General features: G+C 67.5%; 22 protein-coding genes and 1 tRNA gene. 19 read left to right on the top strand and 4 right to left on the bottom strand.

Annotated elements, in window-relative coordinates; translation table 11 throughout:
- Position 1 precedes the first annotated feature (1 nt).
- Positions 2-937, bottom strand: coding sequence for a metallophosphoesterase (locus B7R21_RS03845; RefSeq protein WP_116281936.1), 936 nt, complete (start codon positions 935-937; stop codon positions 2-4).
- On the bottom strand, positions 928-3,447 hold the full coding sequence (locus tag B7R21_RS03850) for a transglycosylase domain-containing protein (protein ID WP_116281937.1): 2,520 nt from the start codon (positions 3,445-3,447) through the stop codon (positions 928-930). Before B7R21_RS03850 ends, B7R21_RS03845 begins: the two co-directional genes overlap by 10 nt.
- Before the next feature lie 53 nt (positions 3,448-3,500).
- Between B7R21_RS03850 and B7R21_RS21100 the strand changes: the two genes are divergently transcribed.
- Together B7R21_RS21100 and B7R21_RS03860 are read left to right on the top strand one after the other, a co-directional pair.
- Entirely contained in the window at positions 3,501-3,800 is a 300-nt protein-coding gene (locus tag B7R21_RS21100; protein ID WP_437184174.1) for a hypothetical protein, read from the top strand.
- Positions 3,797-4,267 (top strand): RidA family protein, encoded by a 471-nt coding sequence (locus B7R21_RS03860; protein WP_116281938.1) that lies wholly within the window; start codon positions 3,797-3,799, stop codon positions 4,265-4,267. The genes B7R21_RS21100 and B7R21_RS03860 overlap by 4 nt, the downstream gene beginning before the upstream one ends.
- Positions 4,268-4,423: 156 nt before the next feature.
- Here B7R21_RS03860 and acs read toward each other — a convergent pair whose 3' ends face one another.
- Positions 4,424-6,391, bottom strand: a complete 1,968-nt coding sequence (acs, locus tag B7R21_RS03865) for an acetate--CoA ligase (protein WP_116281939.1) — start codon at positions 6,389-6,391, stop codon at positions 4,424-4,426.
- Positions 6,392-6,794: 403 nt separating this feature from the next.
- On the opposite strand from acs, the gene B7R21_RS03870 reads away from it, so the two are divergent.
- The 5 genes from B7R21_RS03870 (at position 6,795) to B7R21_RS03890 (ending at position 10,279) form a co-directional block, all read left to right on the top strand.
- Complete coding sequence (locus B7R21_RS03870) at positions 6,795-8,060, top strand: TadA family conjugal transfer-associated ATPase (protein WP_116281940.1); 1,266 nt, start codon at positions 6,795-6,797, stop codon at positions 8,058-8,060.
- Positions 8,053-9,183, top strand: coding sequence for a type II secretion system F family protein (locus B7R21_RS03875; protein WP_116281941.1), 1,131 nt, complete (start codon positions 8,053-8,055; stop codon positions 9,181-9,183). The genes B7R21_RS03870 and B7R21_RS03875 overlap by 8 nt, the downstream gene beginning before the upstream one ends.
- A gap of 76 nt (positions 9,184-9,259) precedes the next feature.
- A complete protein-coding gene (locus B7R21_RS03880; protein WP_116281942.1) occupies positions 9,260-9,499 on the top strand; it encodes a DUF4244 domain-containing protein in 240 nt (79 codons plus the stop codon).
- Between the two features lies 1 nt (position 9,500).
- Entirely contained in the window at positions 9,501-9,902 is a 402-nt protein-coding gene (locus B7R21_RS03885; RefSeq protein ID WP_116281943.1) for a TadE family type IV pilus minor pilin, read from the top strand.
- Positions 9,899-10,279, top strand: coding sequence for an Rv3654c family TadE-like protein (locus tag B7R21_RS03890; protein ID WP_253259620.1), 381 nt, complete (start codon positions 9,899-9,901; stop codon positions 10,277-10,279). The genes B7R21_RS03885 and B7R21_RS03890 overlap by 4 nt, the downstream gene beginning before the upstream one ends.
- Before the next feature lie 14 nt (positions 10,280-10,293).
- Here B7R21_RS03890 and B7R21_RS03895 read toward each other — a convergent pair whose 3' ends face one another.
- Positions 10,294-10,539: a hypothetical protein gene (locus B7R21_RS03895; protein ID WP_116281945.1), complete on the bottom strand. Its 246-nt coding sequence runs from the start codon at positions 10,537-10,539 to the stop codon at positions 10,294-10,296.
- A 238-nt stretch (positions 10,540-10,777) separates the two neighbouring features.
- On the opposite strand from B7R21_RS03895, the gene topA reads away from it, so the two are divergent.
- The 12 genes from topA (at position 10,778) to folD (ending at position 23,863) form a co-directional block, all read left to right on the top strand.
- Positions 10,778-13,651, top strand: a complete 2,874-nt coding sequence (gene topA, locus B7R21_RS03900; RefSeq protein ID WP_116282215.1) for a type I DNA topoisomerase — start codon at positions 10,778-10,780, stop codon at positions 13,649-13,651.
- Positions 13,648-14,295, top strand: coding sequence for a dTMP kinase (gene tmk / locus B7R21_RS03905; RefSeq protein ID WP_116281946.1), 648 nt, complete (start codon positions 13,648-13,650; stop codon positions 14,293-14,295). The genes topA and tmk overlap by 4 nt, the downstream gene beginning before the upstream one ends.
- 9 nt (positions 14,296-14,304) lie before the next feature.
- Positions 14,305-15,468: a DNA polymerase III subunit delta' gene (locus B7R21_RS03910; protein ID WP_116281947.1), complete on the top strand. Its 1,164-nt coding sequence runs from the start codon at positions 14,305-14,307 to the stop codon at positions 15,466-15,468.
- A complete protein-coding gene (locus B7R21_RS03915) occupies positions 15,465-17,051 on the top strand; it encodes an alpha/beta hydrolase (RefSeq protein ID WP_116281948.1) in 1,587 nt (528 codons plus the stop codon). The genes B7R21_RS03910 and B7R21_RS03915 overlap by 4 nt, the downstream gene beginning before the upstream one ends.
- 48 nt (positions 17,052-17,099) lie before the next feature.
- The gene (locus B7R21_RS03920) at positions 17,100-17,750 is read left to right on the top strand and encodes a TetR/AcrR family transcriptional regulator (RefSeq protein WP_172592045.1); all 651 of its coding nucleotides are present in this window, start codon (positions 17,100-17,102) and stop codon (positions 17,748-17,750) included.
- 35 nt (positions 17,751-17,785) lie between these two features.
- Positions 17,786-17,861: transfer RNA gene (locus tag B7R21_RS03925), tRNA-Thr, on the top strand.
- A 75-nt stretch (positions 17,862-17,936) separates the two neighbouring features.
- Positions 17,937-18,920, top strand: coding sequence for a Gfo/Idh/MocA family protein (locus B7R21_RS03930; RefSeq protein WP_116281950.1), 984 nt, complete (start codon positions 17,937-17,939; stop codon positions 18,918-18,920).
- A gap of 30 nt (positions 18,921-18,950) precedes the next feature.
- The gene (locus B7R21_RS03935; RefSeq protein ID WP_253259621.1) at positions 18,951-20,402 is read left to right on the top strand and encodes a D-alanyl-D-alanine carboxypeptidase/D-alanyl-D-alanine-endopeptidase; all 1,452 of its coding nucleotides are present in this window, start codon (positions 18,951-18,953) and stop codon (positions 20,400-20,402) included.
- Positions 20,403-20,513: 111 nt separating this feature from the next.
- On the top strand, positions 20,514-21,110 hold the full coding sequence (locus B7R21_RS03940) for an isochorismatase family protein (RefSeq protein WP_116281952.1): 597 nt from the start codon (positions 20,514-20,516) through the stop codon (positions 21,108-21,110).
- On the top strand, positions 21,107-21,937 hold the full coding sequence (locus B7R21_RS03945; protein WP_437184175.1) for a TrmH family RNA methyltransferase: 831 nt from the start codon (positions 21,107-21,109) through the stop codon (positions 21,935-21,937). The genes B7R21_RS03940 and B7R21_RS03945 overlap by 4 nt, the downstream gene beginning before the upstream one ends.
- Positions 21,938-22,010: 73 nt before the next feature.
- A complete protein-coding gene (purU, locus tag B7R21_RS03950) occupies positions 22,011-22,931 on the top strand; it encodes a formyltetrahydrofolate deformylase (RefSeq protein WP_116281953.1) in 921 nt (306 codons plus the stop codon).
- Positions 22,932-22,999: 68 nt separating this feature from the next.
- Positions 23,000-23,863: a bifunctional methylenetetrahydrofolate dehydrogenase/methenyltetrahydrofolate cyclohydrolase FolD gene (folD, locus tag B7R21_RS03955; protein ID WP_116282217.1), complete on the top strand. Its 864-nt coding sequence runs from the start codon at positions 23,000-23,002 to the stop codon at positions 23,861-23,863.
- Positions 23,864-23,984 lie beyond the last annotated feature (121 nt).

Consider the following 23,984-nt stretch of genomic DNA (forward strand, 5'->3'; position numbering starts at 1 on the left):
GTCAGCTGTCGGTGGCCGGCACCAGCGTCAGAAGGGTGGCTTCGGGCAGGCAGGCGAAACGAACGGGGGCGAAGATCGAGGTTCCGAGACCCGCGGAGACGTTCAGGAAAGCGGATCGGGCTCCGCGCCGCCAGACGCTCAACCCCTTCACCTGTCTGCGTGGGATGTCGCAGTTCGTGACCAGGGCGCCGAACCCCGGCACGCAGACCTGGCCGCCGTGGGTGTGTCCGGCGAAGACCAGCTGGGCCCCGTTCGTCACGAATGAGTTGAGGATGCGCTGGTAGGGCGCGTGAGCGACGCCGACGGTGAGCGTGAAAGATCCGGTGGGCGCGTCGTCGTCGCTCTCACGCAGACCCTCCAGCGAAGCCGAGGCGGCCTCGAGCTTGTCATACCCACGATGCGGGTCGTCGACTCCGAAGAACTCGATCCGGGTGCCGTTGACCGTGAGCGTCGAGGCGCTGTTGTCGAGATCGGCCCAGCCCAGCGAGGCGAACAGGGCGTGCTCGCGATCGATGTCGAGCCTCTGCACCTTCTCGGGGCTCTTCGACGGGCCCATGAAGTAGCGGAGCGGATTCTTGAACGACGGCGCCCAGTAGTCGTTCGAGCCGTTGACGAAGACGCCGGGGATGCCGCGGAAGGGCTCCAGGGTGCTCGCCAGAGCGTCGTAGGCGTCGATGTGGCCCAGGTTGTCGCCCGTGTCGACGATCAGGTCTGGCGTCAGCCTCGCGAGGGCTCTCACCCACCGCTGCTTCCGGTGCTGGAACGGGGCGAGGTGCAGGTCTGACAGGTGCAGCACCCGGATCGGGTCGGCACCCGGTGCGAGAACCGGCACGCTCACCCGTCGCAGGGTGAAGAGCTTCCGCTCGACCAGTGCGCCCCAGGCGAAGGCGCCGAGGCCCGCGGCCGCTCCCAGGCCAAGGACGGACTTTACGGACATGCCACCAGCGTCACGTTCGTCGTGGACTGGTTGTACGAACCCGCTCCCGGAGACTGGCTCACCACCGTGTTGGGCTTGCACGACGCGTCGGTGCTCGCCTGCACGGTGACGTTCCAGCCCTGCCCCTTCAACGCATTCGCTGCGGCTGCGGGGGCCTGGCCCGAGACGTCGGACAACGGCTTCTGCTTGCCGTTGCTCGTGAACACATCGATGTCGGAGTTCTTCGGGGCGCTGCTGCCGGCCGCCGGATCAGTGCCGGAGACCTGCCCGGCCGTCTTGTCGGAGTCCTGCTGCCCTGCGTCGCTCGCGCTGAAGCCGGCGTTCTCGAGCTTCGAGATCGCTGCGTCGATGGAGAGGCCCGAGACATCCGGAACTGTCACCGTCTGCGCGGTGCTGAGGATGCGGGACGGTGCCGGGAAGGAGTCTCCGCCATAGGAATCACCGATCTGCTTGTAGAAGTCCTTCCACATGTACAGGCGCGACAGCCCGCTGCCGACGTTGCCGCTGCCGGATCCTGCCACCGTCGTCTTCCGGATGGACACGTCCCCGGTGACGTTGCCGACCCACGATGCCGAGACCAGCTTCGTCGTTCCGCCGACGAGCCAGACATCCTTCTCGTTGTCACTGGTTCCGGTCTTGCCGAAGTGCGGGGTACCGTCATACGGGTTCGCGGGAGTCGCGGTGCCGCTCTGGATGACTCCCTGCATCGCGTAGAGCGCCGCCTGCGCGATGCTCGGGTCGATGGCCTGGGTGCAGGTCGTCTGCGGGGCGGGAACGTCGGCGCCGTTCGCATCGATGATGCTCGTGATGGCGACAGGCGAGCAGTAGGCGCCCTTGTTGGCGACACCCGCGTAGGCGGCGGCCATGGTGAGGGGAGCGATCTCGTTTCCACCCAGCACGATTCCGTAGGGACCGTTCGCCAGGTCGTTCCCGTCGGCGCGGTGCACACCGAGCGACTTCGCAACGTTGGTGATGTCACAGAGGTCGAGTTTCGAGGCCATCACCATGAAGGCGTTGTTGACGGACTCCTCGAACTGCGTGAGCACGGGTGCGCGGCCGCCGGACTCTCCAGCGTCGTTACCTGCGACGTACTTGGCCGGTCCCGAGTCGCCGCAACTGTTGGTGAAGCGCCCGAAGGTCTGGTTGTTCGCTCCGTTCACGATGTCGCCGAGCGAATGGCCGGTCTGGAGCCAGTTGATGATCGTGAAGAGCTTGAACGAGGATCCGGGCTGGAATCCTGTCGAACCACCGTATTTGTAGTCGGTGTTGTAGTTGATCGCCGTCGACGTGGCCGGGTCGGAGTTCGGGTCTTCGCTGTAGGTCTTGTTCTGGGCCATGGCGAGCACCTTGCCGGTGCCGGGCTCGACCGTCGTGAAGGTTCCGCCGATGTCGAGCTTGTCGCTCGAGTACGGCACGTAGTTGTTCACCACGTCGAATGCCTTCGACTGCAGCTGCATGTCGAGGGTGGTGTAGATCTTGTAGCCGCCGGTGTTGAGGTTGTGTGCGCGCTCCTCGTCGGAGGCGCCGAAGGTCGGATCCTGCTCGATGATGCGCTTCACGTAGTCGCAGAAGAACCCGGCGCCGTAGACGGCGGTCTGGCAGCCGGTCGAGGGCTGCGTGATGTTCGGGGTCACAGCGGTGGCGACGGCCTCGTCGAACTGAGCCTGGGTGATGGTGTGCTCTTTGAGCATCGACGGCAGGATGTCCTTGTCGCGTCGCGCCTTGTTGTCTGCGGTGTGTGCGTCGTCGATGTCGATGCGGAGCGCCTCGGGCTCGTTCACGATCGCGATGAGACTCGCGGCCTGCGGAAGCGTGAGGGCGTCGGCATTGACCCCGAAGTAGTACTGCGACGCGGCCTGGATCCCGTACACCCGACCGCCGAACAGCGCGATGTTCATGTACCCGAGGAGGATGTCGTCCTTGCTGTACTCCTTCTCGAGACCGATGGCGAGCTTGGCTTCCTTCAGCTTGCGGTCGGTCGTCTGGGCGGTGGCCTCTGCATAGGCGGCAGCCTGGGCGGCCGGATCCTGGATCGCCTCTGCCCGCTGCACGAGGATGTTCTTCACGTACTGCTGCGAGATCGTCGAGGCGCCGGAGCTGATGCCGCCGGACACGAAGTTGCCGACCAGGGCGCGGAAGGTGGACTGCACATCCACGCCGCCGTGCACATAGAACCGCGGATCCTCTGTCGAGACGAGGGCATCCTTCGCGAACTGGGAGATCTGGTTCCAGCCGACGGTCTGCCGGTTCTGCTCGTAGAACGAGGCGAGGAGCACATCGGAGCCGTCGGGGTTCTTCGCGTAGACACTGGAGGTCTGCGAGAGAGCATCGGGCTTGATGTAGCTGGGGAGGTTCTCGAACACGCCGATAGAGTTGTTCGCGGCAAGACCGGTGATCGCGAGGGCCGGAGTGACCATGGCTGTGACGAGTACGCCGACCAGCGCGCTCATGCCCACAAGGCCAAGGAAGGCTCCGACCGCGCCGCTAACCTTACGTTTTGGGGCAGACATAGAGCGAAGCCTAAGTCACAAACCTGAGAAATTCGATATTGAGGAGATGCCCCGTGACCACATGGGAGTACGTGACCACCCCGCTGATGATCCACAACACAGCGGCCATTCTGAACAACTGGGGCTCTGACGGCTGGGAGCTCGTTCAGATCGTGACGAACGAACAGGGCGGCATCGTGGCGTACCTGAAGCGTCCGCTGCAGGGTTCGGAGCCCGCCGCCGCCGCCGCGTCGGCTGCCGCTGCAGCCGGATCGTGGAACGACGGCGCGGCATCCGGGCCCGACGGAACCGGCATCCCGGCCGCGCCCGGCCAGGACGAGACGGGTGCCGTTGCCTCGGGGGATGCCCGATGAGCGCGATCGCGGAACGGCTGGCCGAGCTCGGCATCGAACTCCCCGCCGTGTCGCCGCCCGCGGGCGCCTACGTGCCGGCGGTCGTCCACGGCGACCTCGTCTTCACGGCGGGCCAGCTGCCGTTCGTCGACGGAGCGCTCGCTGTGACCGGCAAGGTCGGCGACGGCTCGTCGCTGGTGGCACCGGATGTCGCCAAGGGGCTCGCCCGCACGGCGGCCATCAACGCGCTGGCGGCGGTGCAGAGCGTGCTCGGGTCGCTCGACCGGGTCACGCAGGTGGTGAAGGTGACCGGTTTCGTGTCGTCGGATCCGTCGTTCAGCGGCCAGCCCGGCGTGATCAACGGCGCGTCGGAGCTGTTCGGCGAGGTCTTCGGTGAGGCGGGCCTGCACGCGCGCTCCGCCGTGGGCGTTGCGGTGCTGCCGCTCGACTCGCCCGTCGAGGTGGAGCTGATCGTCGCGTTCGCGTAGCGCGCGCCCCCTGCCCCCTGTCCCCTCCCCCTCGCGCGCGCCCCCGGCCGCGCCGCGTCCCGCGCAAAAGAGGATGGCAGCCCCGATACGTCGCCCAGCGACGCCACCGGGGCTGCCATCCTCTTCAGGGGTTGCCCGCGCGGGCGGCGAGGCCGGTCAGCCCGCGATGTTGGTGCTGATGATGGTCATCACCTGCGTGTCGGCAAGCGTCGTCGTGTCGCCGATCTCCCGGCCCTCTGCGAGGTCGCGCAGCAGTCGCCGCATGATCTTGCCCGACCGGGTCTTCGGCAGTTCCGCCACGATGAAGACCTGCTTCGGGCGGGCGATCGCGCCGATCTGCGAGGCCACGTGGATCCGCAGTTCTGCAGCGAGCGCATCGGCCTCCTGGGCGAGATCGCCGACCTGGTCGACGCGCACGATCACGAACGCGACCACCGCCTGGCCGGTCGTCTCGTCGGCGGCCCCGACCACGGCGGCCTCTGCAACCCGCGGATGCGACACCAGCGACGACTCGATCTCCGCGGTGGAGAGGCGGTGGCCCGAGACATTCATCACGTCGTCCACACGGCCGAGCAGCCAGATGTCGCCGTCCCTGTCGAGCCGGGCACCGTCGCCCGCGAAGTACTTGCCGGGGAACGTCGACCAGTACGTCTCGACGAAGCGGTCGGGGTCGCCCCAGATTCCGCGGAGCATCGCCGGCCACGGCTCGGAGACGACGAGCAGCCCACCGGCGTTCTTGCCGACAGGCGTGCCCGCATCATCCAGAACCTCGATGTTCAGCCCGGGCAACGGAACCTGCGCCGAACCGGGTTTCAGCGTCGTGACGCCGGGCAGCGCCGAGATCATCATGGCGCCGGTCTCTGTCTGCCACCAGGTGTCGACGACGGGGGTCGTGCCGGCACCGATCACGTCGCGGTACCAGATCCAGGCTTCCGGATTGATCGGCTCGCCGACCGAACCGAGCAGGCGGAGGCTGGTCAGGTCGAAGGCGTCGGGAATCTGCCGGCCGAGCTTCATGAAGGTGCGGATCGCCGTCGGCGCGGCGTAGAGGATGCTCACCTTGTACTTCTGGATGATCTCCCACCACCGGCCCGGGTGCGGCGCGTCTGGCGTACCTTCGTAGACCACCTGGGTGGCGCCGTTCGCGAGCGGTCCGTACACGACATAGGTGTGGCCGGTGATCCACCCGACGTCGGCCGTCGACCAGTAGACGTCGGTCTCGGGGTGCAGGTCGAAGACGTTCCTGTGGGTGAAGGCGGCCTGCGTGAGGTAGCCGCCGCTCGTGTGCAGGATGCCCTTCGGCTTGCCGGTGGTGCCGCTGGTGTAGAGGATGAACAGCGGTGTCTCAGCGGGAAACGGCTGCGCCACGTGTTCGGCGTCTGCTGCGGCCATCTCGTCATGCCACCAGAGGTCGCGGCCCTCGAACCACTCGATGTCGTTCTCGCCGCGCTTGACGACGAGCACGTGTTCGACGGTGCTGGAATTTTCGCCGTCGATGGCGAGTGCGGCATCCACAGCCGGCTTGAGGGCGGAGACCTTGCCCTTTCGCCAGCCGCCGTCGGCGGTGATCACGAGGCGGGCGGCCGCGTCGTCGATACGGGCGCGGAGGCTCTCGGCGCTGAAGCCTCCGAAGACGACTGAGTGCACGGCGCCGATGCGCGCGACGGCGAGCATCGAGATGATGGCCTCGGGAATCATCGGCAGGTAGATCGCGACCCGGTCGCCTTCGCCGATGCCCAGGCTCTCCAGTGCGTTTGCCGTCTTCTTCACCTCGGCGGTCAGTTCGGCGTATGTGAACGTTCGGTTGTCGCCGGGTTCCCCCTCCCAATTGAGAGCGATACGGTCGCCATTGCCTGCCTCGACGTGCCGGTCGAGGCAGTTGTAGGCGACGTTCAGCTCGCCGTCGTCGAACCAGGTTGCGAACGGGGCGTTGCTCCAGTCGAGCGTCTTGGTGAAGGGCTTGTGCCAGTGCAGCAGTTCGGCGGCCTGTTCGCCCCAGAAGGCGGGCCTGTCGCTGGATGCCCGGTCGTAGAGCTCGGCCGAAGCGACGGCGTTCTTGCGGAACGAATCGCTCGGCTCGAATCGCCTCGTCTCGTGCAGCAGATTGTCGATGCCGTTCGTCATGGTGCTCCTTTGCTCCGGGTACTCCTCGATTCTGTCGGAAAACGCGGATCGCGTCGCACCTGATCCGTCTCGGAACGAATTTCGGCGTATTGCTGGGAATCGACTGAAACGGTTTGCGGCCATGTTTCGGTCGGGTAAACTTTTGCCTACCAAGCCGATTCTGACTTGGATGCAGCGCCATCATGATTCCCCCCAATCAGGCGCTGCTACGGCGGCACCTTTTCCCCCAATAGGTGCCGCCCCCTTCATTTAACCCCCCTGTTTCATCTGACCTGCAGGTTCGGAGCCGTTCGCGGTGCCGGATGTCGTGCACGATCCCTCCACAGTGCGGTGGCGGGGGCAGTTGTCCACAGATCGCTCTGAGGGACGACCTGCCGGTTGCCGGTCTTTCTAGGATCGGCGCATGACAGTTACGACTGGGCGCTACGTCGCCACGAGAAGGGTGCCCCGCGGCGAGCGTGCGGCGCCGGGCACGGGTGGGCGGGCGGTTCCGGATGTCGCGGCCTGGTCGTCCCTGCGGGCACCGTCTGCGGCTCCGGCGGTTCCGCATGCCCGGGATTCCGCGGATCTCGCGGGGCCGGGTGGGATCGCTGAGCCTGCCGGGGCGGCCGACTCGCCGACTGGGTCCGGCACGACGGACATCGCCTTGCCGTCGCTTGCCCGGGTCACAGAGGGCCTCGGCCCGCTGGAGAAGTTCGTGCGCGATCCCGAGGTGACCGACGTCTTCGTGAACGGTCCCGACGACCTCTGGATCGACAGGGGTGGAGGGCTTATCAAGGTCGGCGGGTGGTCGTGCCCGGGCGAATCCGAACTTCGCGAACTCGCCGTGCGCCTCGTAGCGCTCGGCGGTCGCCACATCGACGAGGCTTCGCCGTGCGTCGACGTGCGCCTCCACGATGGATTGCGGCTGCACGCCGTGCTGCCGCCGGTCTCCCCGCGCGGCACGCTCATCTCCCTGCGCATCCCTCGCGCAGGTCTCCTGCATCTCGACGACCTCGCCGGAGCGGGATTCTTCACCCCCAACGGGGGTGCCGGCCCCGACTACCGGTGGATCGTCGACACCGCAGTCTGTGAACGCTCCAATGTTCTGGTGACCGGCGCGGGTGGTTCGGGCAAGACCACATTCCTCTCGTCCCTGCTCGCTTCGGCACCTCCCGGAGAACGGATCGTCGCCATCGAAGACGTCGCCGAGCTGAGGGTCGACCACCCTCACTTCGTGTCTCTCGAAGCGCGCCAGCCGAACCTCGAGGGAGCGGGCGGCATCAGTCTCGGGCGACTGCTCCGAGAGGCGCTCCGCATGCGGCCCGACCGGCTCGTGCTCGGGGAGTGCCGGGGGAGCGAGATCCGCGAACTCCTGTCGGCGCTGAACACCGGGCACGATGGCGGTGCCGGAACGCTTCACGCGAACTCCCTGGCCGACGTGCCGGCCCGGCTCGAGGCGCTCGGCGCGCTTGCGGGGCTCACCCCGGAAGCGATGGCTCGCCAAGCGGTGAGCGCCATCGACCTGGTGCTGCACCTCGAACGAACGGGGGGTTACAGGCGCCTGGCAGAGGTTGGCGCCTTCATGCTCGACGACCGGGCTCGCCTCCAGGTGCGCCCCCTGGGCGGGGAGTCGCTCGAGCGCTCGGAGCCACTCGAAGCGGCGGGGAACGGAGGCCGGCATGCCTGAGAGCTTTCGCCGGGCGCGATCCGCTGGCCGAGCCCGGTCCGAGGAGGAGGCTCGGGATGCTGGGCCCGCGCGGCCCGAGCGAGTTGCCCGTCGCGACCGGCCTGCGCAGATTGGCCGTGGCGACCGGCCCGCGCGGCCTGCCCGGCGATTCCGGTCAGCCGGTGCGGGCCACGTCGACGCAGTGGCCGCCGTCGTGCAGCGGCTGGCCGTGCTCCTCGAGGCGGGAGTCGCCCCGCCGAGTGCCTGGGGGTACCTTGTCGCCGACGCGGGGTCGTCGCACAGCAGACCGGCGCCGGATCGCGCGAAGCGTGGCGAGCGGCACGCGATGGTGGTCGAGACGATCGCGCGGGCGGTGGCCCGTGGTGTGCCGGCTGACAGCGCGATCGCCGCGGCGGCCCGTGCAACGGATTCCCGCACCGCCCAGGCCTGGCTGGCAGTGGCTGCGGTCTGGCAGGTGGCGGCGGTATCGGGTGCGCCCATTGCACCCTGTCTTCGCGAGGTCGCATCAGCGCTCCGGGAGATCGGTGACAACCAGCGATCCATCGAGGTCGCGCTCGCTGCTCCCGTGGCGACAGCGAGGCTCATGGGTGTGCTGCCGCTCGTCGCGCTCGGCCTCGGCGCTCTGCTCGGGTTCGACAGCCTCCGGATTCTCACCACGACCGTTCCCGGCCAGGTCTGTCTTGTCGCAGGCGTCGGCCTTCTTGCGATCTCCCGTGCCTGGAATGCCCAGCTCGTCCGGGTCGCGTCGGCGAGACCTGTCGTGACCGGCCTCGCCGCGGAACTCACCGCCGTCGCCATGAGCGGAGGTGTGTCGGTCGACCACGCTCAGCAGAACGCAGGCGAATCGCTCCAAGCGCATCGCCTGCTCGAACCCGGGGGGATGACCGCCGTCGGCCAGGTGATCGAGCTCTCCCGGAGGGCTGGGGTGCCCGCGGCCGAGCTTCTGCGAAGCGAAGCGCGGCACCAGAGGCGGGAGGCGCTGGCTCGAAGCCAGAAGGTCTCCGCCCGGTTGTCCGTGCGGCTCATGATCCCCCTGGGGCTGTGCGTGCTCCCCGCGTTCATGTTGCTCGGGGTCGCACCGCTTCTGCTCGCCGTCGTCACCTCGACGTTCGGTTCGTGGTGAGCGTCATGACACGGCGACCCCGATCTCGCCCCACCTGCTTTTCCCGACCCACTCCACACCAAGAAAGAGGTACCCCATGCGACACACCACGATCCGCGAACCGCGTCCCGGAGCCAGCTCGGTAGAGGCGGGGGGCGAGTGGCGCCGACGACTTCGGCCGGTGCTCGACGACAGAGGATCGGCGACGGCCGAGTACGCCATCGCCACGATGGCGGCTGTGGGATTCGCCGGCCTTCTGGTCGTCATCCTGCGGGGCGACGAGGTGCGGTCGGCGCTCGCCGACATCATCCACCGTGCCCTCACGGTGGGGTCCTGACGTGCGCGTGGTTCATGATGTGGGCGTGATTCCCGGGATGCGCGGGCTCCGTGCAGTGCACTGGCTCCGGGACGACCGGGGAACGGTCACCGCGGAGTTCGCGGTGGCGCTGCCCGCTGTGATCCTCGTGCTGATGCTCGCCGTTGCTGCGCTCCAGGGTGCAGCCCTCCAGGTGCGCGTTGTCGATGCGGCGGCGGTCGCCGCTCGCACTCTGGCCCGGGGTGAAGCTGGAGGCGACGTCGGGGGCCGTTTGCACCAGCTGCTGGGGGAGTACTCCCTCGGCACCGCGAACGAGGGGGACTTCCTCTGCGCCACGGTCTCGGCGCCGATCCGGTTCGGCGCATTCGGGAGCGCCGGCTTCGACGCGAGCGCCCGATCCTGCGCACTGGCGGGTGGCCGGTGAGGGCCGCGACCAGACGCCTGGTGGTCGACGACCGCGGGGCCGGGTCGGCCCTGGCCCTCGCCGTCGTCGCCGCAGTGCTCGTGGTGACGGCGGGACTGATGGCCCTCGTGATCGCTTTCGCGGCCAGGCACCAGGCCCAGTCGGATGCCGATGCGTCGGCTCTTGCTGCGGCGGATGTCGCGTCGGGACTGGTGGGCGGGGTGCCGTGTGAAGCTGCGGCGCGCGCTGCGGGCCTCGGGGGAAGCAGCCTTGTCGAATGTGCGCTCGCGGGCGGTGTCGCGACGGTCGAAGTCGGAAGGACAGTTCTGGGAGCGGAGGTGCGGGTGACGTCACGTGCGGGGCCTGGCCCGCTGCCTGCCGAGACCCGGCCCCCGTGACGCCGAAAGACGGTCTAGGCGAAGACCGCCTGCACGAACCGGTACTCGACCGCGCTCGGGCGGCGGGTGGCTTCCGGGCCCTCGCCGAACTCGATTCCGCTGCCCCGGATATAGAGGTAGTGCTTCGAGGGAGAATCCGTCGGGATCTCGATCCTCGGTTGGGCCTCACCTCCCGGACTGAATTCCGTACTGATGGTCTTGCCTTCGAGCGGCCCGTCCACGAGCTTCGCTGTATAGGTTCCGAATTGGGTTGCAGACACGATGGTCTACTCCTCTCCTTTGAGTTTCACCCTCCATACTCCTCCGCCGGGGCGCGGCCGCAAGGGGCAAGCTCACAGTCCCGTGCGCCATGAGCCCGGAAGGCAATTAGGTGAACACCGTCAGAGGGTGTGTATGGTGTGCCTGACGGGCCTCGTGTGCCCGTCGGCCACACGCTTCCCCTCAGCAGAGACCCCGAAGCGTTGTCGGCAATCAGTTTCCAGTGTTCAGGGAGTGCCCGTGCCAGGCCCGAGAAAGCTCGTCATCGTCGAGTCGCCGACCAAAGTGAAGTCCATCGCCCAGTACCTCGGCGAGGGCTATGAGGTGCAGGCCTCCGTCGGTCACATCCGCGACCTCGTCGAGCCGAAGAACCTGCCGCCGGAGCTGAAGAAGGGCTCGCTCGGCAAGTTCTCGGTCGACGTCGAGAACGGTTTCGCCCCGTACTACGTGGTCTCCGCCGAGAAGAAGAAGACGGTCGCCGAGCTGAAGAAAGCCTTGGCCAACGCCGACGAGCTCTACCTCGCAACTGATGAGGACCGCGAGGGCGAGGCCATCGCGTGGCACCTGCTCGAGGTGCTGAAGCCGAAGGTCCCCGTGCGGCGAATGGTGTTCCACGAGATCACCAAAGAGGCGATCGAGCACGCCCGCGACAACACGCGTGACATCGACGAGGCCCTCGTCGACGCGCAGGAGACCCGACGCATCCTCGACCGTCTCTACGGCTACGAGATCTCGCCCGTGCTCTGGCGGAAGGTCGGCCCGGGTCTCTCCGCGGGCCGTGTGCAGTCCGCCGCCACCCGACTTGTCGTCGAGCGTGAGCGTGAGCGCCTGGCTTTCACCGCCGCGAGCTACTGGGACCTCAACGCCACCCTCGCCGACGCGGCATCCGGAGCAGGCGCGCAGTCGTTCGCCGCCCGGCTCGTGCGCGTCAACGGCGATCGCATCGCCACGGGCCGCGACTTCGACGAGTCCGGCCAGCTGAAGAGCAAGGCGACCATGCTGGGCGAGCCGCAGGCCCACGCTCTGGCAGCGGCTCTGAAAGACCCGAGTGTGGTCATCCAGGTCGCCACCGTTGAGTCGAAGCCGTACACGCGCCGCCCCGCCGCGCCGTTCACGACCTCGACGCTGCAGCAGGAGGCCGCGCGAAAGCTGCGCTTCTCCGCACGGCAGACCATGAGCGTTGCGCAGTCGCTCTACGAGAACGGCTACATCACCTACATGCGAACCGACTCGCCGTCGCTCTCACAGCAGGCGTTGAATGCGGCACGCACGCAGGCGACGGCGCTGTACGGCGCTGAGACGGTTCCCGACAAGCCCCGGCTCTATTCCGGGAAGGGCAAGAACGCGCAGGAGGCCCACGAGGCCATCCGCCCGGCTGGCGAGACGTTCCGAACCCCCTCGCAGGTCGCGTCCACGCTTCGCGGCAACGACTTCAAGCTCTACGAACTCATCTGGAAGCGCACCGTCGCCTCGCAGATGGCAGACGCCAAGGGCTCGACCGCTTCCGTGACCATCACGGCCGGTCCGACGCCAGTCGAAGGCATCACCGCCTCGACGATCGCCGAATTCTCGGCCAGCGGCACCGTCATCACGTTCCGCGGCTTCATGCTCGCCTACGAGGAGAGCGTCGACGAGGAGCGGAACGCCTCCAACGAACCGACCGAGTCGAAGCTGCCGCCCCTCACCAAGGGACAGGCGCTGCGTGCGGTCGACGTCGAAGCCGCCGGGCATGAGACAAGCCCGCCCCCGCGCTACACGGAGGCAAGCCTCGTGAAGACGCTCGACGAGCTCGGCATCGGCCGCCCCTCGACCTATGCGTCGATCATCTCGACCATCATCGACCGTGGCTACGTGACCCCGCGCGGCCAGGCGCTTGTTCCGAACTGGATCGCGTTCTCGGTCATCCGTCTGCTCGAGGAGTTCTTCTCCGAACTGGTGAACTACGAGTTCACGGCCGAACTCGAGAACGACCTCGACAAGATCGCGGGCGGCGAGGAAGACAGGGTCGACTGGCTCAACGGGTTCTACTTCGGCAACGACGACCACCGCGGCCTCCGCGACGTGATCGACAATCTGGGCGACATCGACGCCAAGGCGATCAACTCGATCGCCCTCTCCGACGAGATCACCCTGCGAATCGGAAAGTACGGCCCCTACCTCGAAGTCGCAGAAGATGACGGCGTCGACCTGGCCACCGGCGAGCTCAAGACGCCGCGTCGTGTCAACATCCCGCCGGAGCTGGCCCCCGACGAGCTCACCCTCGACAAGGCCGAAGAACTCATCAACGCCCCCGTGGTGGTGGATCGTGTCATCGGCGTGAACCCCGAGAACGGCAAGAACGTCGTGGCGAAGGACGGCCGCTTCGGCCCCTACATCACGGAGGTCGACCCCGAACTGACCGCCGAGCAGGAGGCTGCGGCCGCTGCGGAGTTGCTCGCTGCCGCCGCGCTCCTGGTGGAGCCCCCGGCGGCGAACGCATCGACGGCCAAGGCGACCGCCGGCACGGCGGCCAGGAAGACTGCCGCCAAGAAGCCTGCCGCAAAGAAGGCTCCGGCCAAGGCCGCTGCGGTGAAACCCCGCACGGCCTCGCTCTTCAAGTCGATGGACCTCGCGGCGATCGACATCGACACCGCCCTGAAGCTTCTGAGCCTGCCCCGCACGGTGGGCGCGGATCCGGAGTCCTCCGAACCGATCCTGGCCCAGAACGGCAAGTTCGGCCCCTACCTGAAGAAGGGCGTCGACACCCGCTCGCTCGACAACGAGGATCTGATCTTCGAGATCGACCTGCCCGGTGCGCTCGAGCTCTTCGCCCAGCCCAAATACGGGGCCAGGCGGGCATCCAGTGCCCTGAAGGACTTCGACGAGCCCGATCCTGAGAGCGGCAAGGCCATCAAGATCAAGGACGGCCGCTTCGGTGCCTACGTGACCGATGGGGTCACGAACGCCACCATCCCGAAGGCCGAGTCCATCGAGGAGATCGATTTCGACCGCGCCGTGCAACTGCTCGCCGACAAGCGTGCGAAGGGGCCGGCGAAGCCGCGCACCACCACCAAGCGAGCGGCCAGCACGACCACCCGGAAGGCCCCCGCCCGAAAGGCTGCTCCCAAAAAGTGACCGATCTCGCCAAGCGCGGCCTCTTCGTCACCATCGAGGGTGGCGATGGGGCCGGCAAGTCCACTCAGGCGGCCCTCCTCGAGGAATGGATGATCGCCGAAGGTCGGACGGTGCTCCGCACCCGCGAACCCGGTGGCACCGACTTCGGGCTCGAGGTGCGGGAGATCGTGCTGCACAGCCGCGGGCACATCACCGATCGCGCGGAGGCCCTGCTCTACGCCGCCGACCGGGCCCAGCACATCGCCACGAAGGTGCGGCCGGCGATCGAGCGGGGTGAGGTGGTCATCCAGGATCGCTACATCGACTCGTCGGTCGCCTACCAGGGAGCCGGCCGCGTGCTCGACGGCTCCGAGATAAGGCGGCTCTCCGAGTGGGCGACCGAGGGCCTGGCGCCCGATCTCACGATTCTCGTCGATCTCGACGAAGATCTGGCACGCGATCGACTGAACAGTGCGCAGAAGCGATTCGACAGGCTCGAAGCGGAGAAGGGCGCGTTCCATGGGCGCGTCCGGGAGTCGTTCCTGTCGATCGCCAGGGAGGAGCCCGAACGGTTTCTCGTTGTCGACGGCGCCCTGCCCCCGCTCGAGATCTCAGCGTTGATCAGGGCCCGTCTTGCACCGCTTCTCTCCAGCCCCGGCAGGTAAGTTGTCTCTATGAGCGTGTGGGACGAACTGACCGGCCAGTCCGAGGCCATCGATGTGTTCCGCGATGCCGCCGGGAACGTGGGCGGCGCGATGACGCACTCCTGGCTCATCACCGGCCCACCCGGTTCCGGCCGATCGAACCTCGCCTATGCCTTCGCCTCTGCGCTCCTCTGCCGCGACGGCGGCTGCGGCCACTGCCGCGACTGCCGGCAGGTCGCCGCGCGAACCCATCCCGACCTCGCAGTGCTCAGCACCGATCGCGTCATCATCTCGATCGAGGAGGTTCGCACCCTCGTGGCGAGTTCCCAGTTCTCGCCGTCGGTGTCGAGGTACCGGGTGATGGTGATCGAAGACGCCGACAGGATGGTCGAACGCACGTCGAACGTGCTGCTGAAGGCGCTCGAGGAACCGCCCGAGCGCACGGTGTGGATTCTCTGCGCGCCGAGCGAGGCGGATCTGCTGCCGACCATCCGATCGCGGGTGCGTTCGGTTCGGTTGCGGGTGCCGAGCACCGAGGATGTCGCGGCTCTTCTCGAACGGCGCGACGGCGTCACCCCGGAGACGGCGCACCGCGCTGCCCGGGAGGCCCAGAGCCACATCGGGATGGCCCATCGTCTCGCCACGAATGCAGACGCCCGCGCCAGGCGTGACGAGACGCTGTCGGTGGCCCTCGGCATTCAGAGCGTGCCGCAGGCGGTCATGGCGGCTGCTCGGTTGCTCGAGCTCGCGAAAGACGATGCGCTGGCCATCACGGACGAACGGGACGCCGAAGAACGTGAGAGCACCCTCCGGAGCCTCGGGGTCGAGCCGGGCCAGGCCGTTCCGTCTGGGCTCCGCTCGCAGGTCAAACAGCTCGAAGACGACCAGAAGCGGCGTGCGACGAGAAGCCTCCGAGACGGGATCGACCGCATCCTGGTCGACCTGCTCTCGCTCTACCGCGACGTTCTGCTGCAGCAGCTGGAGGCGCGGCTCGAGCCGATCAACGCGGCCATCCAGCGGGACATCGACGCGCTTGCGGCCCGCACCGAACCCGCCGACACGCTCGCCGTGATGGACTCCATCGCCGATGCGCGACGCCGTATCGCCCAGAACGTCACCCCAGCCCTCTCGCTCGAAGCGATGCTCATCACGGTCGCCCTGCCGGGCGCCGCACCACGAAAGGCCCACCCGTGACCGTTCCTCCCCGCAGAAGACTGGTCGGCGTCGTCGCTGTCGCCGCCGCTGCCGCCCTCGCTCTGTCGGGCTGCACCACGTGGTTCGCCGGCTCCGCAGACACTGCAGGCGGCGGCTCCGGCTTCTCGACCGGCGGTGCAGCGGCCGGTTCGTCGACACCGACCGGTGAGCAGGTCGATGCCGACCTGAAGCCCTTCTACGACCAGGCCCTGGCCTGGAAATCGTGCGCCAGCGGATTCGAGTGCGCCACGGCGAGTGTTCCGATCGACTGGAGCAACCCGACCGGCGACACGATCGAGCTCGCCCTCATCAAACAGCCCGCCAAGAGCAGCACGCGCCAGGGCACCCTGTTCGTGAACCCGGGCGGCCCCGGCGTCTCCGCGCTCGACTTCGTGAAGGACAGCGTCGACTTCGCCGTCGACCCCGAAGTGCAGCAGCAGTACGACATCGTCGGATTCGATCCTCGCGGCGTCGGCGCTTCGAGCGCGGTGAAGTGCGTCACACCCGCCCAGATGGACTCGTACCTCTACGACATCGTGCCCGGAAAGCGCGGTTCTGCGGAATGGCTCTCCGGCGCGGCAGCGGTCGCCAAGAGCTTCGGATCGGGTTGCGCGTCGGGTACCGGCGCACTCCTCGGGCACATCGACACGGAGAGCACCGTTCGCGATCTGGACGCGCTGCGCGCCTCGGTCGGCGACACCGGACTGAACTATCTCGGCTACTCCTACGGAACCTTCATCGGCAGTGAGTACGCGACGCTCTTCCCGGACAAGGTGCGTCGCATGACGATCGACGGGGTCGTCGACCCGACATCGACAGGTTTCGCCTCGAGTATCGGCCAGGCCAAGGGTTTCGAGGGCGCGCTCCGGGCGTACCTCGCCGACTGCCTGGGCGGCTCGAACTGTCCGTTCTCGGGATCGGTCGACAACGCGTCCAAGCAGGTGCAGACCCTGCTCACCGCGGTCGACACCACGCCCATCACGTCATCTGACGGACGAAAGCTCGGTTCGGCATCCCTGCTGACGGCCATCTTCTACCCGCTCTACACTCAGGACAGCTGGCCCTACCTCTCGCAGATGATCGCGCAGGTGAAACAGGGGGATGCGACGCTCGCCTTCCAGCTTGCCGACGCCTACAACGGTCGGAACCCCGATGGCAGCTATCAGAACAACCAGACCGAAGCGTTCACGGCTATCAACTGCCTCGACTACCCGGCGGTGACGGATGCTGACACCATCGCCTCGCAGAATGCCCAGCTCATCGCGGCCGCACCGACCTTCGGCCCCTGGTGGACCTATGGCGACATCGGCTGCGCCAACTGGCCGGAGGCTGCGACCCGCACGCCCGGCCCGGTGAGCTACAACGGATCCGCGACGATCCTCGTCGTCGGAACGACCGATGACCCCGCAACGCCCTACGCGGATGCGGTCGACGTGTCGAAGCAACTCGCGAAGTCGCAGCTCATCACCTACAAGGGTGAGGGTCACACCGCTTACGGGACATCCTCGTGCGTGCACGCGCTCGTCGACGCGTACTTCCTGACCGGCACCGCGCCGACCAGCGACCCGCAGTGCACCACCTGACCCGGCAGAGAAGTTGCATTGTCTGCAATGATTGACGGCGTGAGCGCAGTGACGAGTACAACGGAGGAGCCGGTCGGGCTGGGTCTTCGCGAGCGCAAGAGGATCGCCACGAGCCGCAGCATCCAGCAGGCCGTTCTCGAACTCAGCCGCGACAAGGGCCTCGACAACGTGACCGTCGACGAGATCAGCAGGCGTGCCGACATCTCACCGCGCACGTTCTTCAACTACTTCTCGTCGAAGGAGGCTGCGGTTCTCGGAGAATCTCCGTTCTCGCTCCCGTCGGCTGAGGTCGAGGCGTTCGTGCACGCCGGCCCCGAGGCGCCGATCTTCGACGGCCTGCTGGCCATCATGCGTGCCATCGCGGACATCGACAGCCAGGACTTCGACATGCACCAGCTTCGAAAGCTGGTCATCCGGGACTATCCGCACCTGCTTGTACAGCGGATCACCAGCATGCGCGAATTCGAGATCGATCTCACGTCGGTGGTGGAACGTCGACTGATCGAGGATGACCGGGTGACTGCCGCATCCGGTGAAATCCCTGATCAGCAGGCGGAGGGTGAGCGTGCTCGGTTGATCGCCCTCGTGGCGATCGCCGCGATGCGGCATGCCTGGGCGTGGTGGGCGGAGAGCCCCGACGGGCAGACGATGTCGAGTCTGTTGAGTCGCTCGTTTCGCGAGTTGCGAACACTCCTATAAGCTTGCTTGCTGTGCCGGTGGAATCCACAGGCCAGGCCGCCTTAGCTCAGTCGGTAGAGCGATTCACTCGTAATGAATAGGTCATCAGTTCGATTCTGATAGGCGGCCCCACGACGGAAGGCCCGGGAAACCGGGCCTTTCTCCGTCTGTGTGGATGTCGTCGCCGAAGATGAGGGAGAATGTGTGATGTCGAGCGGACTGCGCTGGGGAATTCTTGCCACCGGGGGGATCGCTTCATCGTTCGCCACCGACCTTCTGGCGAACGGGTTCCAATTGACGGCGGTGGGCTCGCGCTCCCAGCAGTCGGCGGATGAGTTCGCGGGCCGCTTCGGCGGAATCACGGCTCACGCGAGTTACGAGCAGCTCGTGGCCGACCCCGAAGTCGACGTGGTCTACGTGGCGACACCGCATCCGTTCCACGAGCAGAACGCATTGATGGCCATCGCCGCAGGCAAGCATGTGCTCGTCGAGAAGGCCTTCACCGTGAACGAACGGCAGGCCGAGCGTATCGTCGAGGCCGCGCGCGAAGCAGGCGTCGTCGTGCTCGAAGCCATGTGGACCAGGTTCCTGCCGCACATGGTGCGCATCCGCGAGATCATCGCGGCGGGCACGCTCGGCGATGTGCGCACGGTGATCGCCGACCACAACCAGAAACTCCCGTCTGACCCGCACCACCGCCTGAACGCCCCGGAACTCGGCGGCGGGGCGCTGCTGGACCTCGCGATCTACCCGGTCTCGTTCGCCGTCGACGTGCTGGGTGTGCCGACCGGGGTTCGGGCGAGCGCGAGCATGACGGCAACCGGGGTCGATCGACAGACGGCGATCATCCTCGAGCACGAAGGTGGGCGGCAGTCCGTGCTGCATGCCGCGCTCGACACGGCCGGACCGAACGTGGCCGCCGTGTTGGGAACCCAGGCCAGGATCGAGATCGACCGTACGTGGTACATGGCGACGACCTTCCGCGTGATCGACCCCGAGCAGAACGTGCTCGAAGAGTTCGATCATCCTGTCACCAGCCGGGGCATGCAGTACCAGGCCTGGGAACTCGAGCGGGTGGTCGCCGCCGGTGAATTCTCGAGCCCGCTTCTGCCGGGGTCGGAGAGTGTGGCGATCATGGGTGTGCTCGACGAGGTGCGGCGCCAGATCGGGCTGGAGTTCCCCGGGGAGTAGCCCCGCGGGGCGCGCTGGTACAGTGACCGGATGCCCGGCCATTCCGCTTCGGAGAATCCGCGTCGGCGGCGGTGGCGTGTCGCCGGAGCGTGGGGCGCCCTCGTGGTGCTGTGCGTCGCCTCGTTCGCGGGCGGAGCCGTCTTTGCTTCCGGCCGTGCCGACGTGTCCATGGATGCTCCCGCCCTCGCTGGTGCGCCGACGCCGGCGCTCGACCCGGTTCCCACGGCGACCGGGCCTGCCGTCGAGCGCCGACCCCAGCCGACGGCCGCTGCGGCCCCGGCCGTCGTGCGCACGTGTTCCGTGGACGCTCTGGCTTCGGCCGGCGGCCTCGGCACGTTCCAGGGAACTGTTCGTGACGCATCGACCGGGAGCATTCTGTTCGACCGTGGTGGGGAGCAGTTCTCGCGCACTGCGAGCGTGATGAAGGTGCTGACCTCTGCGGCCGCGCTCGCCGTTCTCGGGCCGGATCATCGAGTCACGACCCGCGTGGTGCGGGGGGCCGCGGCCGGCGAAGTCGTGCTGGTGGGCGGTGGCGACGTGACCCTCGCGAGCGGGGCCTCGAACATCTACAACGACAGCGCGTCGATGGATGACCTCGCGGCCCAGGTGAAGACGGCCTGGTCGGACGACCCGTCGTCGGGTGGCAGTTCCATCTCCACGATCACCCTCGATGCCTCGCTGTTCACCGGCGACACGTGGCAGCCGTCGTGGAACCGTGTCGAGCAGACGGAGGGCTCCACCGCAGAAGTCACCGCCCTCATGGTCGACGGTGACCGGGCCAACCCGTCGGCGGACACCTCGCCGCGGAGCGACGACCCGGTTGCGCGCGCCGGGGAGGCCTTCCGGTCGGCGCTCGGCCCGCTCGCCTCCGGCGCACGGCTCACGGAAGGCGCAGCGACCGCAGGGGCGACGACGCTCGGTTCGGTTCAGTCGGCTCCGGTGTCGACGATGGTACAGGAGGCGCTGCTTCGTTCGGACAACACCGAGGCCGAGATGCTCGCCCGGCTGACCGCCATCGCGCTGGGTGCCGGCTCGTCGTTCTCGTCTCTCCAGATCGCGATTCCCACTGCGCTCCGCGACGCGTACGGGCTCGATCCGACAGGGCTCGTGATCGTGGACGGATCGGGCCTCAGTGACGACGACGCCGTGTCGACGCGGTACATCACCACGCTGATGGACAGGGTCAACGCACGGGAGGCCAACCTGGGCGTGCTTCTCGACGGGCTTCCCGTGGCAGACCAGACCGGCACGCTCTCCTACCGGTTCACCGGCGGGAACTCTGTGGTGAACGGCAGGGTGTTCGCCAAGACGGGGTCGATCGATTCGGGCAACATGCTGGCCGGAGTCGTTCACGCGGCCGACGGCTCGGTGCTCACCTTCGCCTTCTTCGCCCTCGGCAGCCAGCTCGGTTCGGGGCGGGAAGCCCTCGACGCACTGACGGTGGGTGTCTACACCTGCGGCAACGCTCTTTCGAACGGCTGACCCCGTTGTGACCCTGTGCTCGGGACCCCCTGCCCTGCCCAGACGTAAGATTGTTCCGTCAACCAGCGGCTCGCCCCCCGGGCCGCGCATCAGCCAGACGAGGAGTTCACCGTGACGAGAGCGCTGTTCATCATCGACGTGCAGAACGACTTCACCGAGGGCGGCGCGCTCGGCGTGGCGGGCGGGGGAGCGGTGGCCGCGGGCATCTCGATGCTCCTGGCGGAACATCCCCACACCTACGACCTGGTGATCGCCTCGTGTGACTGGCATGACGGCGACAATGACAACGGAGGCCACTTCGCAGGATCCGACGAACCCGACTTCGTCAACACCTGGCCTGTGCACTGCGTGGCGGGAACGCGCGGCGCCGAGTACCACGACGCCCTCACCGAGGAGTCGATCTCGTTCCACGTGCAGAAGGGGCAGGGGGAGCCTGCATACTCGATCTACGAGGGCACCACCGAGGAGGGCGGCACCGTGCACCAGCTGCTCGACGAGCACGGAGTGACCGAGATCGACGTTGCGGGGCTCGCCACCGACTACTGCGTTCGCGCCTCTGCCCTCGACGCGATCGAGCACGGCCGTCATGTGCGCATCCTCACCGACCTGGTCGCGGGCGTCGACCCGCGCTCGAGCGAGGACGCCCTCGCGGAGCTCGGGCATGCGGGTGCCGAGCTCATCACCTCGGCATCGGTCGACGAGGAGTGAGTTCTTCGGGCATCCCGAACCTGGTCGAGATCGACGACCTGGCTGACCCCCGGCTGGCCGACTACTCGCACCAGACCGACGTGGCCCTCCGTAAGGCCCAGGGTACTGAGCACGGCATCTACCTGGCCGAGTCGGCGCTGGTGCTGGAGCGCGCTGTGCGTGCCGGTCATGTGCCTCGCTCTGTGCTGGCCCTCGGAGGCTCGGTCGATGAAGCAGTGGCTGCACTCGGACCGTTCGCGGAGACGACCCCGATCTTCGTGGGGCCGGGGGAACTGCTTGCCGAACTGACCGGGTACATCCTGCACAGGGGAATCGTTGCGGCGATGAATCGGCCGGCGCTGGCCGGCGTCGACGAGCTGTTGGCAGGCACCGGGCTTGTCGTGGTTCTCGAGAACGTGGCAGACCCCACGAATGTGGGAGCGATCTTCCGCTCGGTTGCAGCCATCGGAGCTGACGCGGTGCTGGTGACACCGCGCTGTTCCGACCCGTTCTACAGGCGAGCGATCCGGGTGAGCATGGGCACCGTGCTGCAGGTGCCGTGGACGCGCACGGGCGACTGGCCGGAACTCGGAGCGACCCTTCGCGGGGCAGGATTCGGAATCGCCGCCCTCGCGCTGGCCGAGGGTGCGGTCTCGCTCCGGGACTTCGCGGCACCGGATGCCCGGCCCGCCCGGCTCGCTTTGGTTCTCGGTGCCGAAGGAGAGGGACTGACTGAGGAAGCGTTGGCTGCGGCGGACACTCTGGTAAGCATCCCGATGTCGCACGGAATCGACTCGCTGAATGTGGCCGCCGCCAGCGCGGTAGCCCTCTGGGCGGTCTCCGGCTGATTTCCGTCGGGGCACCCCGGCGAAACCCGTTACCGTTAGAACGACCCATCTCGACCGAGGAGCCTGCCTCACCATGGTGCCCGACCAGCCTGCGTTCACCGACACGCCTCTCGCAACGACCGCCACCGGCCTCGTGCGCCCGCACGACATCGGACGCCTCACGATCCAGTGCGCCGACCAGCCGGGGATCGTCGCGGCCGTGGCCGGATTCCTCGCCGATCACGGCGCCAACATCACAGAACTCGGCCAGTTCTCGACCGACTCCGAGAACGGCGAATTCTTTCAGCGCACCGTCTTCCACTGCGAGGACGTGGCCGACCGCCTGCCTGAGTTCGACCGGGACTTCGCCGCGCAGGTCGGCAGCCGGTTCGGTATGACCTACACCTTCACCAGCGTCGCTTCGCCGAAGCGTGTGGCCATCATGGTGTCGAAGTACGACCACTGCCTGCTCGAGCTGCTCTGGCGGAACAAGCGCGGCGACCTCGACATGGACATCACGCTGGTGATCTCGAATCATGAGGACCTCCGTGCCGACGCAGAGAGTTTCGGCGTGCCGTTCGTGCACATCCCGGTCTCGTCGGCGACGAAGGCTGACGCAGAGGCCCGCCAGGTCGAGCTGCTCGCGGGCAACGTCGATCTCGTGGTCATGGCGCGATACATGCAGATCCTCTCTTCGGACTTTCTCGGCGCGGTCGGCTGCCCGGTCATCAACATCCACCATTCCTTTCTGCCCGCCTTCGCCGGTGCCGGGCCATACCTCAAGGCGAAGGCGCGCGGGGTCAAGCTCATCGGGGCGACTGCCCACTACGCCACGGCCAATCTCGACGAGGGGCCGATCATCGAACAGGACGTGGTGCGGGTCAGCCACCGCGAGAGCGTGGGCGAGCTCGAACGGCGGGGCGCCGAGGTCGAGCGGAGTGTTCTGGCCCGTGCTGTGCAGTGGCACTGTGAGGATCGCGTGATGACATACGGGAATTCCACCACCATCCTCTAGACCTCCGGGTCGACCGTGTTGCATCTGTGGAGAACTTCCAAGGAATCGTGAGTGTGAAGGAGAAGAAGATGGCAGAAGCCGGAATCATCGACGGCCGGGCCGTGGCGGCGCGGGTGCGCGAGCAGCTGAAGACCGATGTGGCGGAGTTCACGGCCCGCACGGGCATCCAGCCGGGTCTCGCCACCGTGCTGGTGGGCGACGATCCCGCGTCGGAGGTCTACGTGGCCAGCAAGCGAAAGTCGTCTGTGGCGGCCGGAATGGCCGACCTCCATCAGCACCTGCCGGAGGATGCCACGCAGGCCCAGGTCGAGGAGTTGCTCAGGCAGCTCGCGGCGAACCACGCGGTGTCGGGCATCCTGCTGCAACTGCCGGTACCCGCGCACCTCGATGCAGCCTCGCTCATCGAACTGATTCCGTTCGAGAAGGACGTCGACGGCCTGACCACCATGAGCGTCGGCCTTCTCGCCCAGGGGAAGCCGGGGCTTCGTCCGTGCACCCCCTCCGGCGTGATCGAGCTGCTCGACGCTTACGACGTACCGATCGAGGGTGCGAGGGTCGTGGTGATCGGGCGTTCCGAGCTCGTCGGCCGGCCGGTCGCGCAGCTGCTGGTCAACCGCAACGCGACCGTGACGATTGCGCACTCGCGCACGAAGGACCTGGCGGCGGTGTGCCGTGAGGCGGACATCATCGTGGCGGCCGTCGGCGTGAAGGGCCTGGTCACGGGGGAGTTCGTGAAGCCCGGCGCGACCGTGATCGATGTGGGCATCCACCGCGGTGCAGACGGCCTGAGCGGCGATGCCGACTTCGCGTCGGTGTCGGAGGTGGCGGCACTGGTGACGCCCGTGCCCGGCGGTGTCGGCCCGATGACGATTGCCATGCTGCTCGCGAACACTCTCCGCGCGGCCGAGCTGCAGTACTCGCTCGCCGACTGACCGCACCGGCGCCCGCAGGCCCGCCCGAGCGCCTGAAAGAGGATCAGGGCTCCTACTGCGCCCTCGGGGTGCTCAGCGGAGCCCTGGTCCTTGTTTACGCAGGGTGTGGGGGGTGCGGCGG

The sequence above is a fragment of the Subtercola boreus genome, from assembly GCF_003399625.1.
Taxonomy (GTDB): domain Bacteria; phylum Actinomycetota; class Actinomycetes; order Actinomycetales; family Microbacteriaceae; genus Subtercola; species Subtercola boreus_C.

Coding starts and splice junctions, on each gene's coding strand:
- B7R21_RS03845 (WP_116281936.1), bottom strand. CDS start 937: ATGTCCGTAAAGTCCGTCCTTGGCCTGGGAGCGGCCGCGGGCCTCGGC.
- B7R21_RS03850 (WP_116281937.1), bottom strand. CDS start 3,447: ATGTCTGCCCCAAAACGTAAGGTTAGCGGCGCGGTCGGAGCCTTCCTT.
- B7R21_RS03860 (WP_116281938.1), top strand. CDS start 3,797: ATGAGCGCGATCGCGGAACGGCTGGCCGAGCTCGGCATCGAACTCCCC.
- acs (WP_116281939.1), bottom strand. CDS start 6,391: ATGACGAACGGCATCGACAATCTGCTGCACGAGACGAGGCGATTCGAG.
- B7R21_RS03870 (WP_116281940.1), top strand. CDS start 6,795: ATGACAGTTACGACTGGGCGCTACGTCGCCACGAGAAGGGTGCCCCGC.
- B7R21_RS03875 (WP_116281941.1), top strand. CDS start 8,053: ATGCCTGAGAGCTTTCGCCGGGCGCGATCCGCTGGCCGAGCCCGGTCC.
- B7R21_RS03880 (WP_116281942.1), top strand. CDS start 9,260: ATGCGACACACCACGATCCGCGAACCGCGTCCCGGAGCCAGCTCGGTA.
- B7R21_RS03910 (WP_116281947.1), top strand. CDS start 14,305: ATGAGCGTGTGGGACGAACTGACCGGCCAGTCCGAGGCCATCGATGTG.
- B7R21_RS03930 (WP_116281950.1), top strand. CDS start 17,937: ATGTCGAGCGGACTGCGCTGGGGAATTCTTGCCACCGGGGGGATCGCT.
- B7R21_RS03935 (WP_253259621.1), top strand. CDS start 18,951: ATGCCCGGCCATTCCGCTTCGGAGAATCCGCGTCGGCGGCGGTGGCGT.
- purU (WP_116281953.1), top strand. CDS start 22,011: ATGGTGCCCGACCAGCCTGCGTTCACCGACACGCCTCTCGCAACGACC.
- folD (WP_116282217.1), top strand. CDS start 23,000: ATGGCAGAAGCCGGAATCATCGACGGCCGGGCCGTGGCGGCGCGGGTG.